Below are 19,038 nucleotides of genomic sequence, written 5' to 3' on the forward strand. Positions count from 1 at the left end.
TTAAACAATAATAGTATATTTTGTATTGACTTCCATTAAAATCCAAGATATCTTTAAAGCAGTTAATTCGGTTCGCGAAGGGAGAAACGCATGCTTTCAATTGCCTTGGGTTTCGTTGGTTTACTGCTGTTAGACTTACTATCTATCTGTCTCTGTCTGGTCCAAGAGAACGTCGCCAGGCCAACTGCATTACCCCGGCCGGTAACAGTGCCCACCACTGATCAACAGATCTTCCTAAATCTACCACGGGAGACTTGGTGTCTCGATACTTGCGATGGTCTATGTCAGGACGCTTGGTACGTGCCGGCTACTGGAGCGTCGCACCACACGGTTCTTTTATTTCACGACTTCCGGGCGGATAAAGCTGGTATGGCGAACTATGGCATGCTGTTTCACCGTTTAAATTACAACGTCGTCCTCATCGACAATCGGGCGACTGGTCAGAGTGAGGGGAAGTATACCGGTTACGGTTACTTGGAACGCATCGACGCCCGCTGTTGGGTAGACATGACGATTGCCAAATTAGGGACCGAGACAGAAATCGTCTTGTTCGGAACGGCCATGGGTGCCGCCATTGTTGCAATGACTTGCGGATTGCCTTTACCGCCTAACGTCCGAGCGGCTATCCTGGATTCTTCCTACACTACCGCCATCGACGAGCTACGCTACCAGGTCAATCAAGCTTATCACTTGCCGGCCTTTACGGTTGGCCTGACGTCAAAGCTCGTCAAGCTTCAGGCAGGCTACTCCCTGGATCAGGCCAGCCCATTGGCGGCTTTAAAAAGCGCTCGTCTACCAATCCTGTTCATTCATGGCGCTGACGACGAGACGACGCCCGTTAAAATGGCTGACGAACTCTACACACACTATCGCGGTGCCAAAGAATTCTGTGTCATCCCCCACGCAGCCCACTTACAGAGCTACGCCACGGACCGAAAACAATATGTGACGCGGATAGTCGGATTCCTAGATCACCACGCGGCTTAAGTTCAATCCATCTCGCTGCTTGGCAACAAAATAGACGCAAAGAAACAGCATGCCTACCGATTGAAACTGGTAAACATGCTGTTTAATTGATTTTAGGTTTGGTTTATTTTTAAGAAGGTGCTAGGTTAGCCTGACACCGCTATGCCGTGACGTCTTCACGAATACGCGGTAACACCAAGCCCACAAAAGCCAGCAACATGCCCACGCTGAGGACGGCCATATACAACGGTAGCGTCTGAATGGCGCCGTTGTGCAGCCAACTCATCCCGTAGGTCAGCGCACTGACTAGTAGATAATAACCCAGACTGAACCAACCACTAGCGCTTCCCATAACCTCTTCGTAACCAATTAGCGCCCGGTTCAAGGCATTGGGCAACGTCACGTTGAGACCTAGAAAGGTCAGGAAAATCCCAGCAATCATGGCCACGGGCTGTTGCCAAGCAGCCGCTAAAATCAAGCCGCCACTAGCTACGACACTGAAGCTGAGACCCCGCAACGCCACCTGCTCCGGTGTCCAAAAATTCAACAGACGATTCACGAGCAAGGCTCCCAGCAGGCTAGCACTCGCTAAGACCAGGCCAAGCCAGCCGTACTGAACGGCCGAGTAGCCAAAATGGGTCATGAAGATAAAAGGTGCCTCAGCATAGTAGCTGAACAAGATGCCGTTGATGCCCCCGATTAAGAGGCCGTAGCCCCAGACGATGGGATCACGAAGTAGCCGGCACACGACCTGCCACTGGTGAACCTGCGGCAAGTGGCCGTCTCGCGGTTGCGTTTCTGGTAAGCAGCTCAGGGCGTACAACCCAACTGCCACGGCCATCGTAACTAGCGTCGCAAAGACACTGCGATAACCAAAGTAGGTCTGCATGACCCCACCGATTAACGGTCCCAGTGCCGGAGCAAGCGCCATCGCCGCACTGGTTCGCGCAAAGACCTTGGCCCCGGTAATCCCACTGAAACTTTCACGCATGATGGTCTGCGTCACGACCGAACCGGCGCTGGCTCCGAGGGCTTGCACCAATCGCCAGCCAATCAGAACACTGAACTGCTGGCTGAAGTACAGGCCCAAGTTGCCAACCAGATAAAGAGCAATTCCGGCCAGCATCGCCGGACGACGGCCCCATTTGTCGGCGAGTTGCCCCCAGAGGAGTACCCCCACTGCAAAGGCCACGAAGTAGGTACTCATCGTGAGTTGTACCTGATTGGCACTCACGGCAAAAGCCCGGCGCAACTGCGGTAGTACCGGGGTAAGAATAGATTCGCTGATTTGCGGAAAACCAACGAGGGTAATCATCAATCCCAGAGATGGGACCGATTGACGGACGTTTTTCATCGTTTTTCTCCTTAGAATTTACTTTACGGAAAAACGTCCTTGTCCGTTTGCGGGGACACACGCCATTAAGCTATTGAGAGTCATGGGTTTGCCACCCCTTTCTGTTCGATGTTTGATTTAGGTTACGGGAAATTGTCAGGCTTGTCAAGATAGGAGCACACTTGCTCACATCTTAAACTCCCAGTCTAACTGATTGACATATCACCCGTTTTCATGGATAGTCAGGTAGAACTCTAAGGAGGCCCCACCATCAATTCTGTTAAACCACTGCATATCGGTAAAGAAGTCGTTTTCCCATTGCCGACTAACATTGCGCCAACTGCCACCGCATACACTGTCACTGCAGGTCGCAACGGAGCCATCATTTACACGCCTGTCTCAGATTCCCCAAATACGCCTGAACGACACCCCTTATGATGATTGCTCTGGTTTCTACGAAAAAAGCCATCAAAAATAGGCCGGCCCGGATATCTATTCCAGGTCGACCTATTGCTGTGTTCGTAATTATTTGAGTAAGTACTTCGCATCCAAGTCATGATCGAACGATGTCAGAATCTTCGGACCCTCATTCGTAATCACAATGGTGTGTTCATACTGGCAACTCAGACTGCCATCAACCGTTGAAATCGTCCAACCGTCGTCGGCCGGTGCGCTACATTCCAAGCTACCCACGTTGATCATGGGTTCGATCGTAATGGTCATCCCCGCCTTCAACCGCGTGCCGTGACCCGCCGTGCCATAGTGAGGAACGTCAGGATCTTCGTGCATGGTCGGCCCGATGCCGTGACCAATGTAGTCGCGAACCACACCATAGCCCAGTTGATTTTCAGCGTAATCCTGAATTGCAAAGCCAATATCACCGATCCGGTTACCCACGACGGCTTGGTCGATTCCCAGGTAGAGGGACTTTAACGTCACGTCCATTAATTTTTGAACCTCAGCGGAAGCCTGTCCCACAACGAAGGCGTGGCATGCGTCGCTCAGGTAGCCGTGATAGTCGATGACCGTGTCGACCTTAACCAAGTCACCGGCCTTGATCAACTCGTCCTTGCTAGGGCAACCATGACAAATCACGTCGTTGACGCTGACACAGGTGGAGTACTTGTACCCCTCGAAGTTCAGCTCGCCGGGAGTGGCGTCGTGGTCAATGATGTATTTGTAGGAAAAATGATCGATATCCCAGGTCGTCATCCCGGGTTTGATGTAATCTGCTAGGGCATGGAACAGACCGGCCAGAATGTCGCCGGCTGCCTGCATCCCCTGAATTTCACGCGTTGATTTTAATGCTATCATGTTGCCTCCTGATGGTGAGTGTCATATAATTTCTGTCTTAAATCAGTATACCCTACTGAGAACCGGCTTCAACTGCAATTGTAAGTTTCAGCCAGAATTTAAGGCTGTAAATGAACCTCAAAGGGATCATCTTTCGCAAAACTAGTGTTGACAACGTTTTCATCTAATTTTCACACCTGAATATTCAAATGAAACGTGTTACAATCAATCTTGCTGTGTCACGAACGGAATTCATGTAAAAAATTCAAAAAAGGAGGTTCCCGCAATGTCACTCACAAAACGCGATATCCGCGACTACTTGATTGGGTTTACCCTAGTCTTGGTCATGGTCGGTATCGCCACTTGGCTTCACGATTACGAAATTATTCTGCCAGAAATCGGCGCACTCACTGCCGGTATGTGGATTTACCACAATCCGACCTGGGTCAGTCAGCCTTTCAAAATTTTCCTGGCACCATCTGGAACGGCAGTGATTGGGTTTATCGTCAATCAATTTCCCATCAGCTATCCCGAAAAAGTGGGCATCACGCTCCTACTGATTCTCCTACTGCTGAATGTGTTGCGCTCCACGTTGGCGCCGTCCTTTGCAACTGGGCTGCTACCAATTATTATCAATGCAACCCACTGGTCGTTTATTCTGGCCATCTTCGCGTTTACGCTGACGCTGATGATTGGGGTCCTCCTGCAGGGTCACTATAAGGGCTTACCCGCCGGCAAACCACTACGCTACCAGCACATGCTGGGCTTCGTGCTCGCGGCGGCCGTTTGGGTCGGTGCCGTCTGGATTGCTGGTTATCCACAGATGGCTGGTATTCCACCTGTTCTGGTCGTTTTCTTTGAAGTATCACAGGTGCCCAGTTACAGCGGCAGATTGGCCTTGCAACAGATCATCGCGCTGAGTGGTGCTGCGACCATCGGCGTTTTGGTCCATTTGGTTATCGCCTCGTGGCTCCTATCCGCATTAATCACGCTTCCTCTGGTCTTCATCCTGCTACAACTCCTACGAATCAAGTTGCCAGCCGCCTATGCCTTTCCATTGTTGGCACTGGTTCTTCCAGCAAATATGTTCCACACCTTACCGATTGCGGCGACTCTTGCGGCCTGCTACTTCTTGGGAACCGTCTTTGTTTACCGCAAGCTAGCGACATTACGTGGCTTGGCATCGGAAAATAACTAATTTAATTCTGATTGTGCGGACCAACTCTTCGGAGCTGGTCCGTTTTTGTTTACATACTCTTTACCTAACCAACACCCAGTCTTTACAAGCGTTAGGTACAATTAGTCTTGCCGTACGCTCTCGGTAAACCATAACTTCACGTGGAAAAGGAGACCAATCGTGTTAGACATACTTAAAGCAGCCATTCTCGGAATCATTGAAGGCATCACAGAATTCCTACCCATCAGCTCGACGGGACACCTTTACTTAGCCGACGAATTTGTAAAATTAAATGAATCGACCGCCTTCATCAACATGTTCATGGTGGTCATCCAACTCGGGGCCATCATGGCAGTGGTCGTCCTGTATTTCACCAAACTCAATCCTTGGGCGCCTAGTAAATCGTTGTTAGAGCGCCGGCAGACGTGGACGCTGTGGTTCAAAGTCATTATCGCCGTGCTACCCTCGGTTATTGTGGGACTCCCGTTAAATGACTGGATGGAGGCCCACCTGACGAGCTGGCAAGTTATCGCAGCCACGCTCATTATCTACGGTATCTTGTTCATCGTGATTGAAAATTACAATCGGACTAAGCAACCACGCTTCACAGACTTGAATCAGTTGCCGATTAAACTCGCAGTCTTTATCGGGCTTTTCCAAATTTTGTCGATGATTCCTGGAACCTCACGCTCCGGCGCCACTATTTTAGGGGCCATCCTGATTGGCACCTCACGCTTTGTGGCCACGGAATTCTCCTTCTTTCTAGCCATTCCAACGATGTTCGGGGCATCGCTTTTGAAAGTACTCAAATATTTTCTCCATGGCAATACCTTTACCGGTAGCCAAACTATGGTCCTCCTGACAGGCGTTATCGTGTCGTTCGTCGTGGCCTATTTGGCCATTAAGTTCCTGTTGCACTACATCCGTAACAATGACTTTAAACTATTCGGCTGGTACCGCATTGTGTTAGGCGCCGTAGTCATCGCCTACTTTGACTTTCTGCATTGACCGCTATCCAAGTTTAATATGCTGAAAATCATATTCACAAAATGTATAAACCTAGCGTAACGTTCACCAATTTCATTCTGCCTTACCCACACATATTTCGACACGGAATTAATCAACGGCATTAGCGAATCATCATCACAATCCAATTGTATTAAGCGTTTTCAGCTGCGTTATACACATTAAATGATGAGATTACGGGTATTTATCCCCCGTTTGCAACAATCTGCAATCAAATGTGACGGGCTTTTAACTACACAGTAACTAAACTGCAATATTTCTCAGGTATGCTGTTAAGTATTAAGAAAACAGATTGGATAGATTTAAAAAAATGTCGAAATCAAAACTTACAACTAAATTTGCAACACTTTTACTTTTATTTGGATTTTCCTTCGGCATGGTGACCGATGTTACGTCCAGCTTGGTGCCTGAACAAACAACTACTGCTCAGGCTTCTACTCGTGTGTCTGCTAGTCAGGCCAAGAAGATTGCCAAGATCAACGCCGGCCTGTCCAAAAAGCAAAAAGCAGCGAAGAACTGGATCGCTAAACGCGAGTCTAGCTTCAATTACTCTGCCCGCAACGGTCGTTGTTACGGTCGTTACCAATTACTGAAATCTTACCTGCACGGTGACTACTCTCCTGCAAACCAAGAAAAGACCGCCAACAACTACGCCAACAATCGTTATGGTTCATGGACCAAAGCCAAGCGTTTCTGGCAAAGTCATCACTGGTACTAAACCAGCGAATCTGCTTAACGGCAGTTTCAATTACATAAGCATTTCGCGTAATGGCAGTTAGACCCACGATGAGTTTAACCGCCATTTTTTTACCCAAAAATTGATGAAAGAATGGTTTCTATGAAAAAAATCATCAGTCTCGCGTTACCCCTCTTACTCGTCGGTGCCGGTCTGTTAGTGGTTCCTCGCTTGACCGCAACCCAACCTACACGGACTGCCACGACCACTGCCAAACGACAAGCCAAGAAGCCAGTAGCCTCCAAATTGACACTCAGCGACCTACAACATAGCAAAAAGCTCACTTACAGCAGCATCATTTACTTTGCCGTCAAGCATTCCAGGCTCCAACGTTGGCAGGAAGTTTCTGACTTCAAGCTAGGTTGGCAAGTTGAAGTCTATCCACGCAATGGCGGGGCTAAATACTTAGTCTGGCCCGATCAACACATTCAGGACAGTGCCAAGAACCTCGCCCCTAACTGGTTTCGCTTCAAGGACAGTCAACACGTCCTGTACGACAGTATGATTGTCCACTCCTTTCGCAAGGATCAGACCAAGACCGCAAGCTTGACGGAAATTGTGAAGCAGATCAATGCCGACCACGCTGCCGCCAAGGTCCGTGCTATGCCTCAACGACTGAGTGTCGTGACCCACAAGTAACGCGGTAAATGGCCGTCCGCTTCGACAACGAAAAAAAGAGTCTGAGATTTCATCCCAAACTCTTCTCGCTCAATCTTCTAAATCTGCAAAAATTTCACTCTCGGTCCCCACGTTGATCAGTGATTCAATCCGGTCCAATAACATCAGCAGCCAACCGAATGCCATGACGAACGCGACCATTTCAAACGCGGTCAACGAGAAATACCCAATCCCGCGAAACATGACTTCCGCAACGACCAACGCCGCCCCGACACCATAGGACAGATACAGAAATTCCTTGGTAATCTGAGGGAGTAGCCACCGGACACCAATAATCAGCGCAATGACGCAGTAAATCAGGAAGCTCGCCACCTGGTCATGCAGCATATGCGAGGAGACGTTGTTGGGGAAGACCCCCACCAGCCCTAAGTTCAGGGCCGTTAACGTCAACAAGCCCCGTAGCAACGTCAACCGTAAGGAAACCGGATAATTTTCCTGAAGGCTCACGAATAAGTAGTCAATCAACGCAATCATCAGGAGTGCCGACAGAATCAGTGTGGCGTTAAACTGCCAACCACTGGAGGCATTCCGTGTCCCTAGAAAGCTGAGGTTGTGTTGCCACCAGTAACGTTCATTGTTCACCGCCATCGAGATGACCACACCGCTGATGATGACCAGTGTGAGGACCGTTGACAGCACGCCGGCGTCCACCGCCTGGGCAAAGTAGATCATCGCTAAATTAATGAACACGCCAAAGACGAAGATAATAATGCTCGACGTAATTCGATCAAAGCTGGCACCGTTGAACAGCATCCCCAGCAGCCACATGCTCCCAACTAAGACTAGTGCCAAAATCAGGGCAAACGACAACACAATCACCGGAAAGTTTCGCCAGTAGATATTCTTCGTAAAGTGGTTCTGAGGATTGTTTCGATCCCGGATAAAGAAAATCGTAAATAGCAGCGTACCCATGACAACGCCAGTAACGATCAGCCCCGTTGCCAACGAATCATTCCCAGAAAGTTTCAGATGGCGCAGACCCTGCCACCGACAGAAAATATAATAGCCAATGCTGACCACTAAGGCCGTAATCACCGGCCACCACATGATTTTGTTTTGAAAGATCCGTCGCCGCGACTCGGCAAATTCAACCACCAACCGGTCACGTTTCACGACTAATTTAACCGGCGTCCCGTCCTCCAGCTTAAGTTGCTCACTGATATCCGCCGGAATTTTTAAGTTAAAATCCTTACTTTTCATGTTTTCCTCCACAACTCTATAGCCCATTCTTTCCAATTATAGCAAATCTGACGGAAAATTAACGGAGTTTATGAGTACGGCGACCGATTCCACACGAAAAGGCCGCCTGTAATTACCAGGCGACCCGGTTGGTAAAACTATTGCTGTGGTCTGTGAAACTTAACAGAACTATCCTGTTCAGAAAACAAGCGATCATGCGACCCGACCCTAAGACCAATCAAAATCAAAGCATCTTCATCAATGGCGTAGACAACTAACACATCGTTGTGATCGGCCGGCTGCTGACCAGTTAGCGTGTCACGTAAATGGAATTCACGATATCCAGCCCACCGACGAGTCAGCGCATGATCACGAAACTCTTCCGGCAGGCTGTGGGTCTCCAGTAAGAGATCGATTGCTGCCCGTACCTCATCAATAATGGTGTTATCAAGCTTAGCTAGCCGTTTGAGATCTGCAGTAAACGTCATTCGCGGTTTGAACTTAAGTTTTTTCATTTTTTAAATTGATCCCAATAGCTTCCATCAGATTCAACGATCTTGTCATCAGGTAAAACATGACGACGAATCAACTGATCCCTGGCGATGGCGTATTCCAAAGACTCTTCCTTAGCGCGCACCGCAGTCTCTAACCAATTCATCTTCTCTTGAGAGATGATTGCCACGGCACGACTGTTCGAGCGTGCAATATAGACGGTTTCATCATCCTCATTAACATAATCTAAATAGTCTTTAATGTGTTCCCGAAAATCGCTTTGTGTTAACGCAAGTGTCATAGAATCCACCTTCCTTGTACTGCATAGTGTACGTGATATTGTACGAGAATACAACATAAGTGCTCCCACGACCCACGTTAAAAAATGCGACCACAAGTGGCCACATTTTCTTTAAACCTATTCCTAGTCGTCTGCATGAACATCAAACGCATCTAACAGCATTTGCTTAACGCCGGGCGCATCGGGATCATGCTGCCCCCTACCTTTATCCAAGCCAATCATCGCTGTCATTTCGGCATCGGTCAGCGTGAAGTCAAAGATATCCAGGTTACTCTTGATCCGAGCGGCATGCACCGACTTAGGAAAGACGATAACGCCCAACTGATTTTCAAAACGCAGGATAACCTGGCCGGCGTTCTTGCCGTACTTTGTGGCTAATTGCGTAATCACAGGGTCCTTCAGCAAGTCTTGATTACCTTGACCCAGTGGTCCCCATGATTCAAGCTTCACATCCCCGGCAGCCATTAGTTCACGAATCGCCGTTTGTTGGAAGTAGGGATTGAATTCGACTTGGTTCACGGCTGGTAAAGTCGTAAATTGTGGCACGAATTCATTCCAGATCTTGGGTGTCATGTTGGAGACCCCGATTGACCGCAATTTACCGGCCTGTTGGGCCTCTTCCATCGCTCGCCAAGCACCAGGAACGTCACCATAGGGTTGATGAATCAGGTAGAGGTCCAAGTAATCCAGGCCCATCTTCTCCAACGAAAGGTCAATCGCTCGCTTGGCTGGTTCGTAACCGAAATCTTGCAGCCAAAGCTTGCTGGTCACCCAAATTTGATCACGGTCAATGCCGCTATCCTTGATGGCCCGGCCAACTTCGGCTTCGTTGAAGTAAGCTACGGCCGTATCAATGTGCCGGTAACCAATCTTTAGGGCTTCGCTAACAGCAGTGTAAGTGGAACCGTCATTAGGGATTTGATACGTCCCAAACCCAATCGCTGGAATCTCGTTACCATCATTCAATTTAATTGTTGGCATTGTCATTTTTATTTCTCTCCTTTTAAAACCTTCAAGCTTGACCCGAAGATCTGTTCAATCGTCACTGGATCACGATGGTCAAAGAACTGGCTCTCACCCTTGTCCAGGGACGCCATCAGCTGCATTTCCTCAGCGGTCAATTCAAAGTCAAACACGTCGATATTCTCCAGCATCCGTTCCTTGTGAACGGACTTGGGAATCACCGTAATCCCGCGTTGCAATAACCAGCGAAGGATCACTTGGCCGACGGACTTACCGTGAGCCTGCGCAATCTGGGCGATCGTCGCGTTGGTAAAGATGTCGTGCTTGCCTTCAGCGAATGGCGCCCAAGCTTCGACCCGCACATCTTCACTTTGATTGAAAGCCACTTCAGTTGGTTGTTGATACCACGGGTTGACTTCAATCTGGTTGATAACCGGTTTAACCGTCATCGTCAATTCCAAATTCTTCAGTTGATCGGCATAGAAGTTAGAGACCCCAATTGACCGAATCTTACCGGCCTGTTGGGCTTCTTCCAATGCCCGCCAAGCGCCCATCGTATCACCATACGGTTGGTGCAACAGGTAAAGGTCGAGATAGTCCAGCCCCAACCGTTGGAGCGACGCATCGATACCCTGTTTAGCCCGGTTATAAGTGAATTCGGAAACCCACAGCTTGGACGTCACGAAGATATCCTCTCGGGAAACCCCACTCGCCTTGATACCGCGACCAACAGCCTCTTCGTTTTGATAAGCCGTAGCCGTATCTAACAGTCGGTAGCCAGCTTGCAGCGCAGCCGTAACGGCGGCCTCACATTCTGCTAAATCGGGAACCTGAAAGACACCAAAACCAAGTTGTGGCATCTGATTGCCATCATTTAAAGTTACCATTGGGACATTTGCCATAAATCACATCGACCTTTCCTGTCTTGAATATCTCTAACTATAAGCGCCAACGAGCCACTTGAAAATTACCAGTTGCACATGCTAGCATACAGGTGGCGTATACTAAGACTGAGGAGGACGACCTATGCTTGATAATTATCTCTTAGAAGAACTCGTTACCTTTGCGCAAACTGGGACTCTGGCCAAGACGGCCAGTCAGCTCAATGTCACGCAACCGACCGTCACCCGTGGCATGCAAAAGCTAGAAACCGACTGGGGCGTGCAGCTCTTCAATCGCCAACCAAATCGGATTACATTGACGGCGACGGGCCAGCTCGCTGCTCAAGAAGCCGCCGTACTTCTGCAGGCACAGCACGAGGCAATCGCCAAGGTTCAGAACTACGACCGAAACCAACATCTACTGAACGTTGGTACCATCATCCCTGGCCCACGGTTACTCCTCAAGCGCGTGATGCCAACGCTCTCAACCCATGTCAAGATTTCTCAAACGCTCATTACAGCCGATGAACCCATGGCACTCCTCACTGACAATACTTACAGTTTAATTTTCTCGCCGCGGCCACTGAAAACGGCCACGGTGACATCCGACTATCTCGGCGAGGAGCGTCTATCCATCAATCTCAATCGCTTCATGTATCAAGCCAACCAATCCAGCATCACCTTTGCCGAGCTCAAAGACTTGAGCTTCCTAGTGCTAGCCGACATTGGGCCTTGGCGGGCAATCATTCAGCAGGCCATTCCTAACGCTAAATTTCTCTATCAGGATCAGCGCGAGGCATTTGAAGAGATCAGCAAATACGCCGACTTCCCTTCCTTCAGTAGTAATCTCTCAAACGATGATCCTAAGCCAGCTAAATCAGCGTCAGAGGACAGCCGCGTGCGGATTCCTATCAACGATGAGAGCGCGCACATGACCGTTTATGCAGCTTATTTACGTGCTAATCAGACAGCCATCAAACCGGTAATTACGGCCTTGACTAACGCTTGGCCAAACTAAGTCTTTTCGATTTGTATAAGCGCATCAGCCGTTAAACCTGCTTCCCATAACCAGAAGCTATAACGTAAAATAACTTATGGGTATTAGACAGAGCCGCCAACACCGCTTAAACTAGAGCTTAGTGAGTGTGGTGTTAGACAGGCCGCACTCCTCACTAGTTGCTAAGTAAAGATTCTTTACAATCATCTTAGAAACACTTAGAATTTCTGTATGCAAGTCTAGGAGGCTATTTAAGAATGAAATCCACTATTTTTATGGAACCTGGAAAAGTTGAAGTTGAAGATATTGAAAAGCCAGCGATTCAAGCCAGCGACGACGTTATTATCCACGTTGTCCGCACCTGTGTCTGTGGCTCCGACCTGTGGGCTTACCGCGGGTTAGAAGACAAGGCCGCTCACTCCGAAAACTCCGGTCACGAAGCTATCGGGATCGTTGAAGAAGTCGGTAGCGACATCACGACGGTCAAGCCCGGCGACTTCGTTATCGCACCCTTCACCCACGGTTGTGGCCACTGTGCCGCTTGCCGTGCCGGCTTTGATGGTGTGTGCCAGAACCATACCGATAACTTTAGTAACGGTGTGCAATCCGAGTACATTCGCTTCCAACACGGCGAATGGGCCTTGGTCAAGATTCCTGGCCAACCCGAAGACTACAGCGATGCCATGTTGAACTCCCTGTTGAGTTTAGCTGATGTCATGGCTACTGGTTACCACGCCGCTCGTGTCGCTAACGTCAAGACTGGCGATACGGTCGTTGTCGTTGGTGACGGTGCCGTTGGTCTCTGTGGGGTTATCGCCGCACAAATGCGCGGTGCCAAGCGGATCATCGCCATGAGTCGTCATGAAGACCGTCAAAAGTTAGCCATTGAATTCGGTGCGACTGATATCGTAGCTGAACGGGGCGACGATGCCGTTGCCAAGGTCAAGGCTTTAACAAACGGCGCCGGTGCCGATGCCGTCTTGGAATGTGTTGGGACTGAATTGTCTAACGACACGGCCATGAAGGTTGCCCGTCCAGGTGCTATCGTGGGTCGGGTTGGTCTGCCTCACGAACCTAAGATGGACATGACCACTTCCTTCTACACCAACACGATTATTGCCGGCGGTCCTGCTTCCGTCACGACCTACGACAAGTCCGTACTGCTGAAGGCCGTCTTGGATGGCGACATTCACCCTGGTAAGGTCTTCAACCAACAATTCAAGTTGGCTGACATCAATGATGCTTACCAAGCCATGACCGACCGTAAGGCTATCAAGTCCTTAGTTGTCATCGACTAATTTATAATAAAGTCAAACACGCTGCGTGCTCTCTCAGAAGAGTATTCAGCGTGTTTTTTTGTAAAAAAAACGATCACAAAGTTACTGTGATCGTCCCCCATTTATTCGACTCAAGTCGTTACGTTACTCTTTAGCTATTTTGAAAGGTGATTACTTTTCAACTGCAAAGCCGCCGGTCCAGCCAATCTTTTCGCCAGCTGCCAACGTCATTTGTAAGAAGCCAAAGCTTTCCAGTTCACGAGCCCGCTTCAGTGAACCCGCATCGATGAAGGCAACACCACTATCAGTCAATGCAGTAGCCAAGGCTTCCTTAGCAGTCGCATCGTCACTGGCAGCCATCACTGTCGTCTGTTGATCGCCAACCTTACGACTCATCAGTGTTGCAGCAAAGGTTGTGTTGAAGGCCTTAACTACCTTAGAATCTGGCAATTCAGCTGCGATTTGTGCGGCAGCAGAACTGTCAGCGGGAACAACCAATTCGTCCCAAGTTTCAAAGTTTAGTGGGTTCGTAATATCAACGACAATCTTACCAGCTAAGGCAGCTTGGTTAGCCTTAGCGATACTGAGGGCCGCATTGTAAGGAACAGCGAGCACAACGATATCGCCCAAGTTTTCAACTGGATCCTTAGAGTCAATAAAGCTGACCTGATTGCCACCTTGTGTGAAGACGTCACCGATTGCTTGACCCATGTTTCCTTTACCAAAAATCGTAATTGCTGCCATAATGCAGACCCCCTGATTAATTTTTGTATTAGTTTTAAGTACAGTTATAAGAATAATCTATTTTAATGCAATTGTCAACCTATTGAATTTAACAAATTAAATGATTGTTTTACCTGACTTTTTGTTAAAACTGTTATAGAATAAGATACAGAATAAAAAGGGAGGCGGCCATTCATGGCCAATACACAGTTCAGCGATACCATTCACGTACTGGTCTACATCGCTTACTTCAAGGGAAAGAAGATCACCAGCCAAGAAATGGCAAGTAGTCTGGAAACATCACCCAGCTTGATTCGTAAGATTATGGCTAATCTCAAGCGAAGCAGTCTGTTGGCACCAACCCACGGACCCACTCAGCTTGCCCTGGCTCATGATCCGGCTGAAATTACCCTCAGAGACATCTACGCCACTTTGCCGGGTCAGACCCCCTTACTCAATGTGGACACCCATACCTCACAGAACTGTCCGGTCGGGCAAACTGTACCCAAGGTGTTGACCCACTATTACCAGGAGATTCAGGCCGCCGCGGAAGCTAAGATGGCTAAGATTACCTTACAAGACATTTTAAATGACGTCACCTTAATGCAACGACTAACTGCAGAATAGAAGAAAATTGTGATCGCATCCGAACCTGGGTGCGGTCTTTTTTAGATCAAAAAAGTTCACGGATAACTGAGTACCCATGAACCTTGCTTACAACTATTTAATTTTCCAAGATACTGATTAGGCCAGAAACTAGTAGAATACCAAGCTGAATTACCATCATCACATTCACCTGTTTCCTGATTGTTGCTAGACTACTACTCTAGTAGCTTCAGCATACCGGCCAAACGATATTCTATATACGTCGTTAATAAAAGATTATTCTGACAAATTCTCAGAATTCTTCCTGAGATCAAAAAAATGACTGATTCCATCGGCAGAATCAGCCACTTCCAGACAACATCTCTGACACTATTGGGGAGTTGGAACTTTATGCACGTCAAGTTCAGAGCCCAGCTAAGTCTTCACGGCAACGGAAGAGCCGTCGTAACGCTTAACCTGTTTCCATTATGCCATCTATTGTTAATCCCAAAAAGTACCCATAAAAGAGTTTCTACTGAGAATTTTTCAGAATTTGATGTTAGTCATTTCTATAAGTTTGTAAATAATCAGTCGACGGTAATCTGCATCCGCCCGTGACGTTTGGAATGGTAGAGATTGCGGTCAACCCGATTGTAAAAGTCCATGGGAGCCTTATCGTCGGTAGTAATTGCTGAAACCCCGACCGAGATTGATAGACCAACCACCGTATCCTTCACAGGAATCTCAAGGTGATTGATTGCGTCAAAGATCTCATCTACGATGGGCTTGGTGGCCGCAACATCGTAGTTGGGGAAGAGAATATTGAATTCTTCGCCACCGGTTCGGTACAGCTTGATATTTGCGTCATGGGCTGCCAAAACATCCTGTACGGTACTTGTAACTCGCCGTAGAACCAAGTCTCCGACTGAGTGGCCATACGTATCGTTGAAGCGTTTGAAATGATCGATATCAAACATCATCATGGATAAAGGCTGACCATTTTGCGTGCTCTGATTAAACAAATATTCCATGTCTTCAGTATAGGCAGCAAAGTTATTCGTCTTCGTCAGCGCATCGTGAGTGGCATATTTCGCTAACTGCAACTTGATTTCACTGTCGTGAGAAAGCATCGACACGTAGATGTAGAGTAAGACTTCAAAGATAATGAGGTACACCCACTCTTGCCACATGGTCAGCCACGAAAAATCAAATTTCAACTTCATCCAGAACCACAGCAGCGCCCCAAAACCACTTATGGTTGCCAGATAGTAGACCATAATACAACGCCGACCCTGCAGTCTCGTATGAATGATACTTAAAACTACAAAAAATGTCATCAACGTTAGCGAATGTGCCCAAGATTGCCAGTATCCCAGTGACCCGTTAAAAACCATAAAAATAACACCAATAGGAAAAAGTAGGTAATAAGAGATACGAACGTTAATAAAGAACGCACAGAACGTCACAGCAATCAGCTCAAAATTCATAAATTGCCAAGAATCACTTTGTCCCACAATCAACGATTGCATGGCAAAAACAAAAACAATCATGTAAATCAGACCATACCAAGTATTAACTGTCTCATCCGTGACACTGATCCGACGTGTATGGGTCCAGGAAATCAACCAATTATAAGTTACCCAGTAAAGCGTTAGAACCCCCAAGACAAAGAAAACACTGGTTGTAAATGGTGGCACCTGCCAATGAGACCAAGTCATTAATAAACCCTCTTCTTTTAAAAATAATGTGTTCAACTTAAGCAACTTACTGATGACAAATTTGACTAGTCAAACTTTATTTGTCAAAATGGCACTGACTCCATCATACATACTTTAATAGTAATCCTTCAATCCGCACAAAAGTATAACCAAAACTGCCTAAGTGCTGAATTGTGTAAACATTTTCGAATACGTAGTTAATTCTCATATTAACTAGTTCTATACAAACATATTCTAGTATTAGTCAACTGTCTCAGGTTTCCATAATCTATTGAAAAAAGCTCGGACACTCCCAAATGACCGACGTGGGAAACTCATGTATCCGTTTCCTTGGAGGCCTGAGTTTTAGCAATATATAATCCTAAGAAAGCCATTCCTGCTGATAGGGAAGCGGATCACTACCCTCGGCTTGTAAATAATCCATTCCTAATTGCTTAGAGAATCTTTGGATTCAACAATTCCCTTACCCTATCAAAAAAACAAGTCCACGAACGACTTGTCTTTTTGGTATTTCATGATATTTTTTTAAATTTCAAATGCTAATATACCAAGTATTCCGGCTGATAACCAGGGCCTTTACAAACTCTTTACACACGGCCATCACAAGCCATGATATAGTTGTGGTATAGACCAGAACATATGACTTTTGACCACACTAACTGTTCTTATCAGCTGCTGCCGCCTCATCGACCTTCACCTCATACCACCCTGTGAGTCGTTTAACATTGATCACGACGCGTTCAAATGACAGAATCGAGAGGAGCAAGAAACATGGCAGATACTGAATCAGATACCGGCTCCGGCCCCCTTCAAATAGGAGCAGGAACATGAAGCCACCAACAATCGACAATCGCAAGATTTGAATAATACTCCGTCGTGGACCAAATCCAAGTGCAATGATTGCCAGCAGTGTTACCCACCATAGCTGAGCTGCAAACCGAAAATCGGCGATATGGCGTCCGTAGAGATAGATAAAATTCTTAAGTTTGTTAGAAATTCCCTTATTGTTGGGCTTTTGATTCTCCAGGAAAAAGTGGCCTTCCTTCAGCCAACCAAAGGTCCCGTCTGCCGTATTATTGCGTTGCTTCTTAACCAAAAATTTCAGATAACCCGTTGGCCCTAATTTTTTCAGACGCTTTTTCAACATCATGACTGAATAGTCCGTCTTCTGTTTCTTGGTCGGTAGAAAGGTCATTTCAACGGCTTGCCACCAACTGTACCCGCCTTGGCCATAGACCCCCATTGCCATAAAGTGAATAGCTGGGATTGCCCGCGACTTATCAACCTGAATATAAGTTTGATTCTCTACCCGAGTATTCACATATTGGTAAGTGTAATAAGCACTTTCACACATGAATAGCATCATCGCTAACGCAACAAACCAGTGTTGCGGTTTGATATCCTTACGCCGATTCAGTGCCATTAGCGCTTCCATGATTGCAATCGCAATCACCGGAATAATTGATGATGGTTTGATGAAATACGTCAGCATGACGCTGATACCAAAACCAGTGGCAGCTGCTACTCGGATTAGTGAATGTAGATCGCTCTTCCGGACGGCGAAATAGCAGAGCAAATAAAAAGAAACCAATGGGAGGCCCCATGCATCAGTATAGGGCATAATAATACTGGGAAAGACTGCCAACCAGCCTGCCTGAATGTACATGGCCGTTCCCATGGCCCGTTTTTGCAAAACACGTACACTCAGTAGGTTGAAAATCGCTGATAAATCAACAAAAAATAACGTGACGAAATCAAAAAATTCCCAAGTTGTTTGGTTAAAGGTTGTCGATATCCAATGCATGAATAACATGATTGGCATGTTATTGACGTTCAAACTAAAGTACGACGTAACATCCGGATCATACACACTGTTAGGATCCGTCGCTGTATGCAACAACATCCCAGAGTCAAACCCACTATTGGGATGGACAAAGAACACGAAGAAAATCTGACCAGCGAGTACCATCAGTAACAGCAAGCGTCCCGTTCGCAACTGCTCCGTCACAAATATTCGGTAGAGCCAAGCATGAATTCGCGGATATGCATAGTTCATGACCAAAATTGCCACAATTCCAATCACTAACCCCGTCGTAATCATCGTTGTACTGGTCCCAAATGTCGCGTTATCCCCCAGAATAATATTGGGCGATGTGAACGCAAAAAAAAGAGTCAGGAAAAAAAGGATTTTCCAAAAAAGGTTAATCACTGCCTGACTGAAATTATAAAACCTACGCATGATCATCTTCCTGATTATCCTGACTGGCTTCTACTTCCTCTTGGGATGGGAATTGACGTTCAGTGATATCAATACAGTATGATCGTGTTGGTGAGTCACTGACTTCAATGCGTAAAAGAACCGCGTTATTTTTCCGTAGAATGCCGTCGATTTCGTTAAACAAGTACTCCGTTACGTTTTCAACAGTTGGATTAATCACCCGAAATTCGGGTAAATCGTTCAGATATTTACCCGACAATTCGTTAATCGCCGTGTTCAAGGATTTTTCGATATCAAAAAAGGAAACCATTCCTTCAAAGACGTGCAGTTCACACACAATTTCCCAGGTATGATTATGTTTCTTCCCAGTCCCTGACTTCCAGCGAACGGCATGGCTAGCATTAACATATGATTTAATGAGTGTTTAAATAATTATGTGTAAATAGAAAAATAAGCAATTGAAAAGGGAAAGCCTCTCCCTTATGATAGTTAGCA

At 47.1% G+C, this 19,038-nt stretch carries 19 protein-coding genes; 8 read left to right on the forward strand and 11 right to left on the reverse strand.

Features of this window, described 5'->3' with window-relative positions:
• Positions 1–90: 90 nt before the first annotated feature.
• On the forward strand, positions 91–987 hold the full coding sequence (locus tag EKM73_RS06085) for an alpha/beta hydrolase (protein WP_125701087.1): 897 nt from the start codon (positions 91–93) through the stop codon (positions 985–987).
• Between the two features lie 139 nt (positions 988–1,126).
• Here the strand turns inward: EKM73_RS06085 and EKM73_RS06090 are convergent, their stop codons facing one another.
• Positions 1,127–2,320, reverse strand: coding sequence for a multidrug effflux MFS transporter (locus EKM73_RS06090; RefSeq protein WP_125701088.1), 1,194 nt, complete (start codon positions 2,318–2,320; stop codon positions 1,127–1,129).
• A 504-nt stretch (positions 2,321–2,824) separates the two neighbouring features.
• A complete protein-coding gene (gene map, locus EKM73_RS06095) occupies positions 2,825–3,613 on the reverse strand; it encodes a type I methionyl aminopeptidase (RefSeq protein WP_125701089.1) in 789 nt (262 codons plus the stop codon).
• Positions 3,614–3,878: 265 nt separating this feature from the next.
• Between map and EKM73_RS06100 the strand changes: the two genes are divergently transcribed.
• From EKM73_RS06100 to EKM73_RS06115, 4 genes are all read left to right on the forward strand, one after another.
• A complete protein-coding gene (locus tag EKM73_RS06100; protein WP_125701090.1) occupies positions 3,879–4,790 on the forward strand; it encodes a hypothetical protein in 912 nt (303 codons plus the stop codon).
• A gap of 159 nt (positions 4,791–4,949) precedes the next feature.
• Positions 4,950–5,777 carry an undecaprenyl-diphosphate phosphatase gene (locus EKM73_RS06105; RefSeq protein WP_125701091.1) on the forward strand — a complete coding sequence of 276 codons (828 nt, stop codon included), beginning with the start codon at positions 4,950–4,952 and terminating at the stop codon, positions 5,775–5,777.
• 328 nt (positions 5,778–6,105) lie between these two features.
• A complete protein-coding gene (locus EKM73_RS06110) occupies positions 6,106–6,513 on the forward strand; it encodes an aggregation-promoting factor C-terminal-like domain-containing protein (RefSeq protein WP_164508873.1) in 408 nt (135 codons plus the stop codon).
• A gap of 120 nt (positions 6,514–6,633) precedes the next feature.
• Positions 6,634–7,170: a hypothetical protein gene (locus tag EKM73_RS06115; RefSeq protein ID WP_125701093.1), complete on the forward strand. Its 537-nt coding sequence runs from the start codon at positions 6,634–6,636 to the stop codon at positions 7,168–7,170.
• 69 nt (positions 7,171–7,239) lie between these two features.
• On the opposite strand, the gene EKM73_RS06120 is transcribed toward EKM73_RS06115, so the two are convergent.
• From EKM73_RS06120 to EKM73_RS06140, 5 genes are all read right to left on the reverse strand, one after another.
• Entirely contained in the window at positions 7,240–8,409 is a 1,170-nt protein-coding gene (locus tag EKM73_RS06120; RefSeq protein ID WP_125701094.1) for a DUF998 domain-containing protein, read from the reverse strand.
• 137 nt (positions 8,410–8,546) lie between these two features.
• Positions 8,547–8,903, reverse strand: a complete 357-nt coding sequence (locus EKM73_RS06125) for a type II toxin-antitoxin system YafQ family toxin (protein WP_125701095.1) — start codon at positions 8,901–8,903, stop codon at positions 8,547–8,549.
• Positions 8,900–9,181 carry a type II toxin-antitoxin system prevent-host-death family antitoxin gene (locus EKM73_RS06130; RefSeq protein ID WP_125701096.1) on the reverse strand — a complete coding sequence of 94 codons (282 nt, stop codon included), beginning with the start codon at positions 9,179–9,181 and terminating at the stop codon, positions 8,900–8,902. Before EKM73_RS06130 ends, EKM73_RS06125 begins: the two co-directional genes overlap by 4 nt.
• A gap of 123 nt (positions 9,182–9,304) precedes the next feature.
• A complete protein-coding gene (locus EKM73_RS06135; RefSeq protein ID WP_125701097.1) occupies positions 9,305–10,168 on the reverse strand; it encodes an aldo/keto reductase in 864 nt (287 codons plus the stop codon).
• Between the two features lie 2 nt (positions 10,169–10,170).
• Positions 10,171–11,046 (reverse strand): aldo/keto reductase, encoded by an 876-nt coding sequence (locus EKM73_RS06140; protein WP_125701098.1) that lies wholly within the window; start codon positions 11,044–11,046, stop codon positions 10,171–10,173.
• Positions 11,047–11,170: 124 nt separating this feature from the next.
• Here EKM73_RS06140 and EKM73_RS06145 point away from each other — a divergent pair, with 124 nt between their 5' ends.
• Complete coding sequence (locus EKM73_RS06145; protein ID WP_125701099.1) at positions 11,171–12,043, forward strand: LysR family transcriptional regulator; 873 nt, start codon at positions 11,171–11,173, stop codon at positions 12,041–12,043.
• Between the two features lie 236 nt (positions 12,044–12,279).
• Positions 12,280–13,320 (forward strand): zinc-binding dehydrogenase, encoded by a 1,041-nt coding sequence (locus tag EKM73_RS06150; RefSeq protein WP_125701100.1) that lies wholly within the window; start codon positions 12,280–12,282, stop codon positions 13,318–13,320.
• Between the two features lie 150 nt (positions 13,321–13,470).
• Here EKM73_RS06150 and EKM73_RS06155 read toward each other — a convergent pair whose 3' ends face one another.
• Positions 13,471–14,043 carry an NADPH-dependent F420 reductase gene (locus EKM73_RS06155; RefSeq protein WP_125701101.1) on the reverse strand — a complete coding sequence of 191 codons (573 nt, stop codon included), beginning with the start codon at positions 14,041–14,043 and terminating at the stop codon, positions 13,471–13,473.
• A gap of 174 nt (positions 14,044–14,217) precedes the next feature.
• Here EKM73_RS06155 and EKM73_RS06160 point away from each other — a divergent pair, with 174 nt between their 5' ends.
• Positions 14,218–14,649: an Rrf2 family transcriptional regulator gene (locus EKM73_RS06160; protein ID WP_125701102.1), complete on the forward strand. Its 432-nt coding sequence runs from the start codon at positions 14,218–14,220 to the stop codon at positions 14,647–14,649.
• Positions 14,650–15,194: 545 nt separating this feature from the next.
• Here the strand turns inward: EKM73_RS06160 and EKM73_RS06165 are convergent.
• The 3 genes from EKM73_RS06165 to EKM73_RS06175 form a co-directional block, all read right to left on the reverse strand.
• The gene (locus EKM73_RS06165; protein ID WP_125701103.1) at positions 15,195–16,325 is read right to left on the reverse strand and encodes a GGDEF domain-containing protein; all 1,131 of its coding nucleotides are present in this window, start codon (positions 16,323–16,325) and stop codon (positions 15,195–15,197) included.
• A 655-nt stretch (positions 16,326–16,980) separates the two neighbouring features.
• Positions 16,981–18,570, reverse strand: coding sequence for a TIGR03766 family XrtG-associated glycosyltransferase (locus EKM73_RS06170; protein WP_125701104.1), 1,590 nt, complete (start codon positions 18,568–18,570; stop codon positions 16,981–16,983).
• Complete coding sequence (locus EKM73_RS06175; RefSeq protein WP_125701105.1) at positions 18,557–18,961, reverse strand: 6-carboxytetrahydropterin synthase; 405 nt, start codon at positions 18,959–18,961, stop codon at positions 18,557–18,559. Before EKM73_RS06175 ends, EKM73_RS06170 begins: the two co-directional genes overlap by 14 nt.
• Positions 18,962–19,038 lie beyond the last annotated feature (77 nt).

The organism is Levilactobacillus fuyuanensis, assembly GCF_003946395.1.
Taxonomy (GTDB): domain Bacteria; phylum Bacillota; class Bacilli; order Lactobacillales; family Lactobacillaceae; genus Levilactobacillus; species Levilactobacillus fuyuanensis.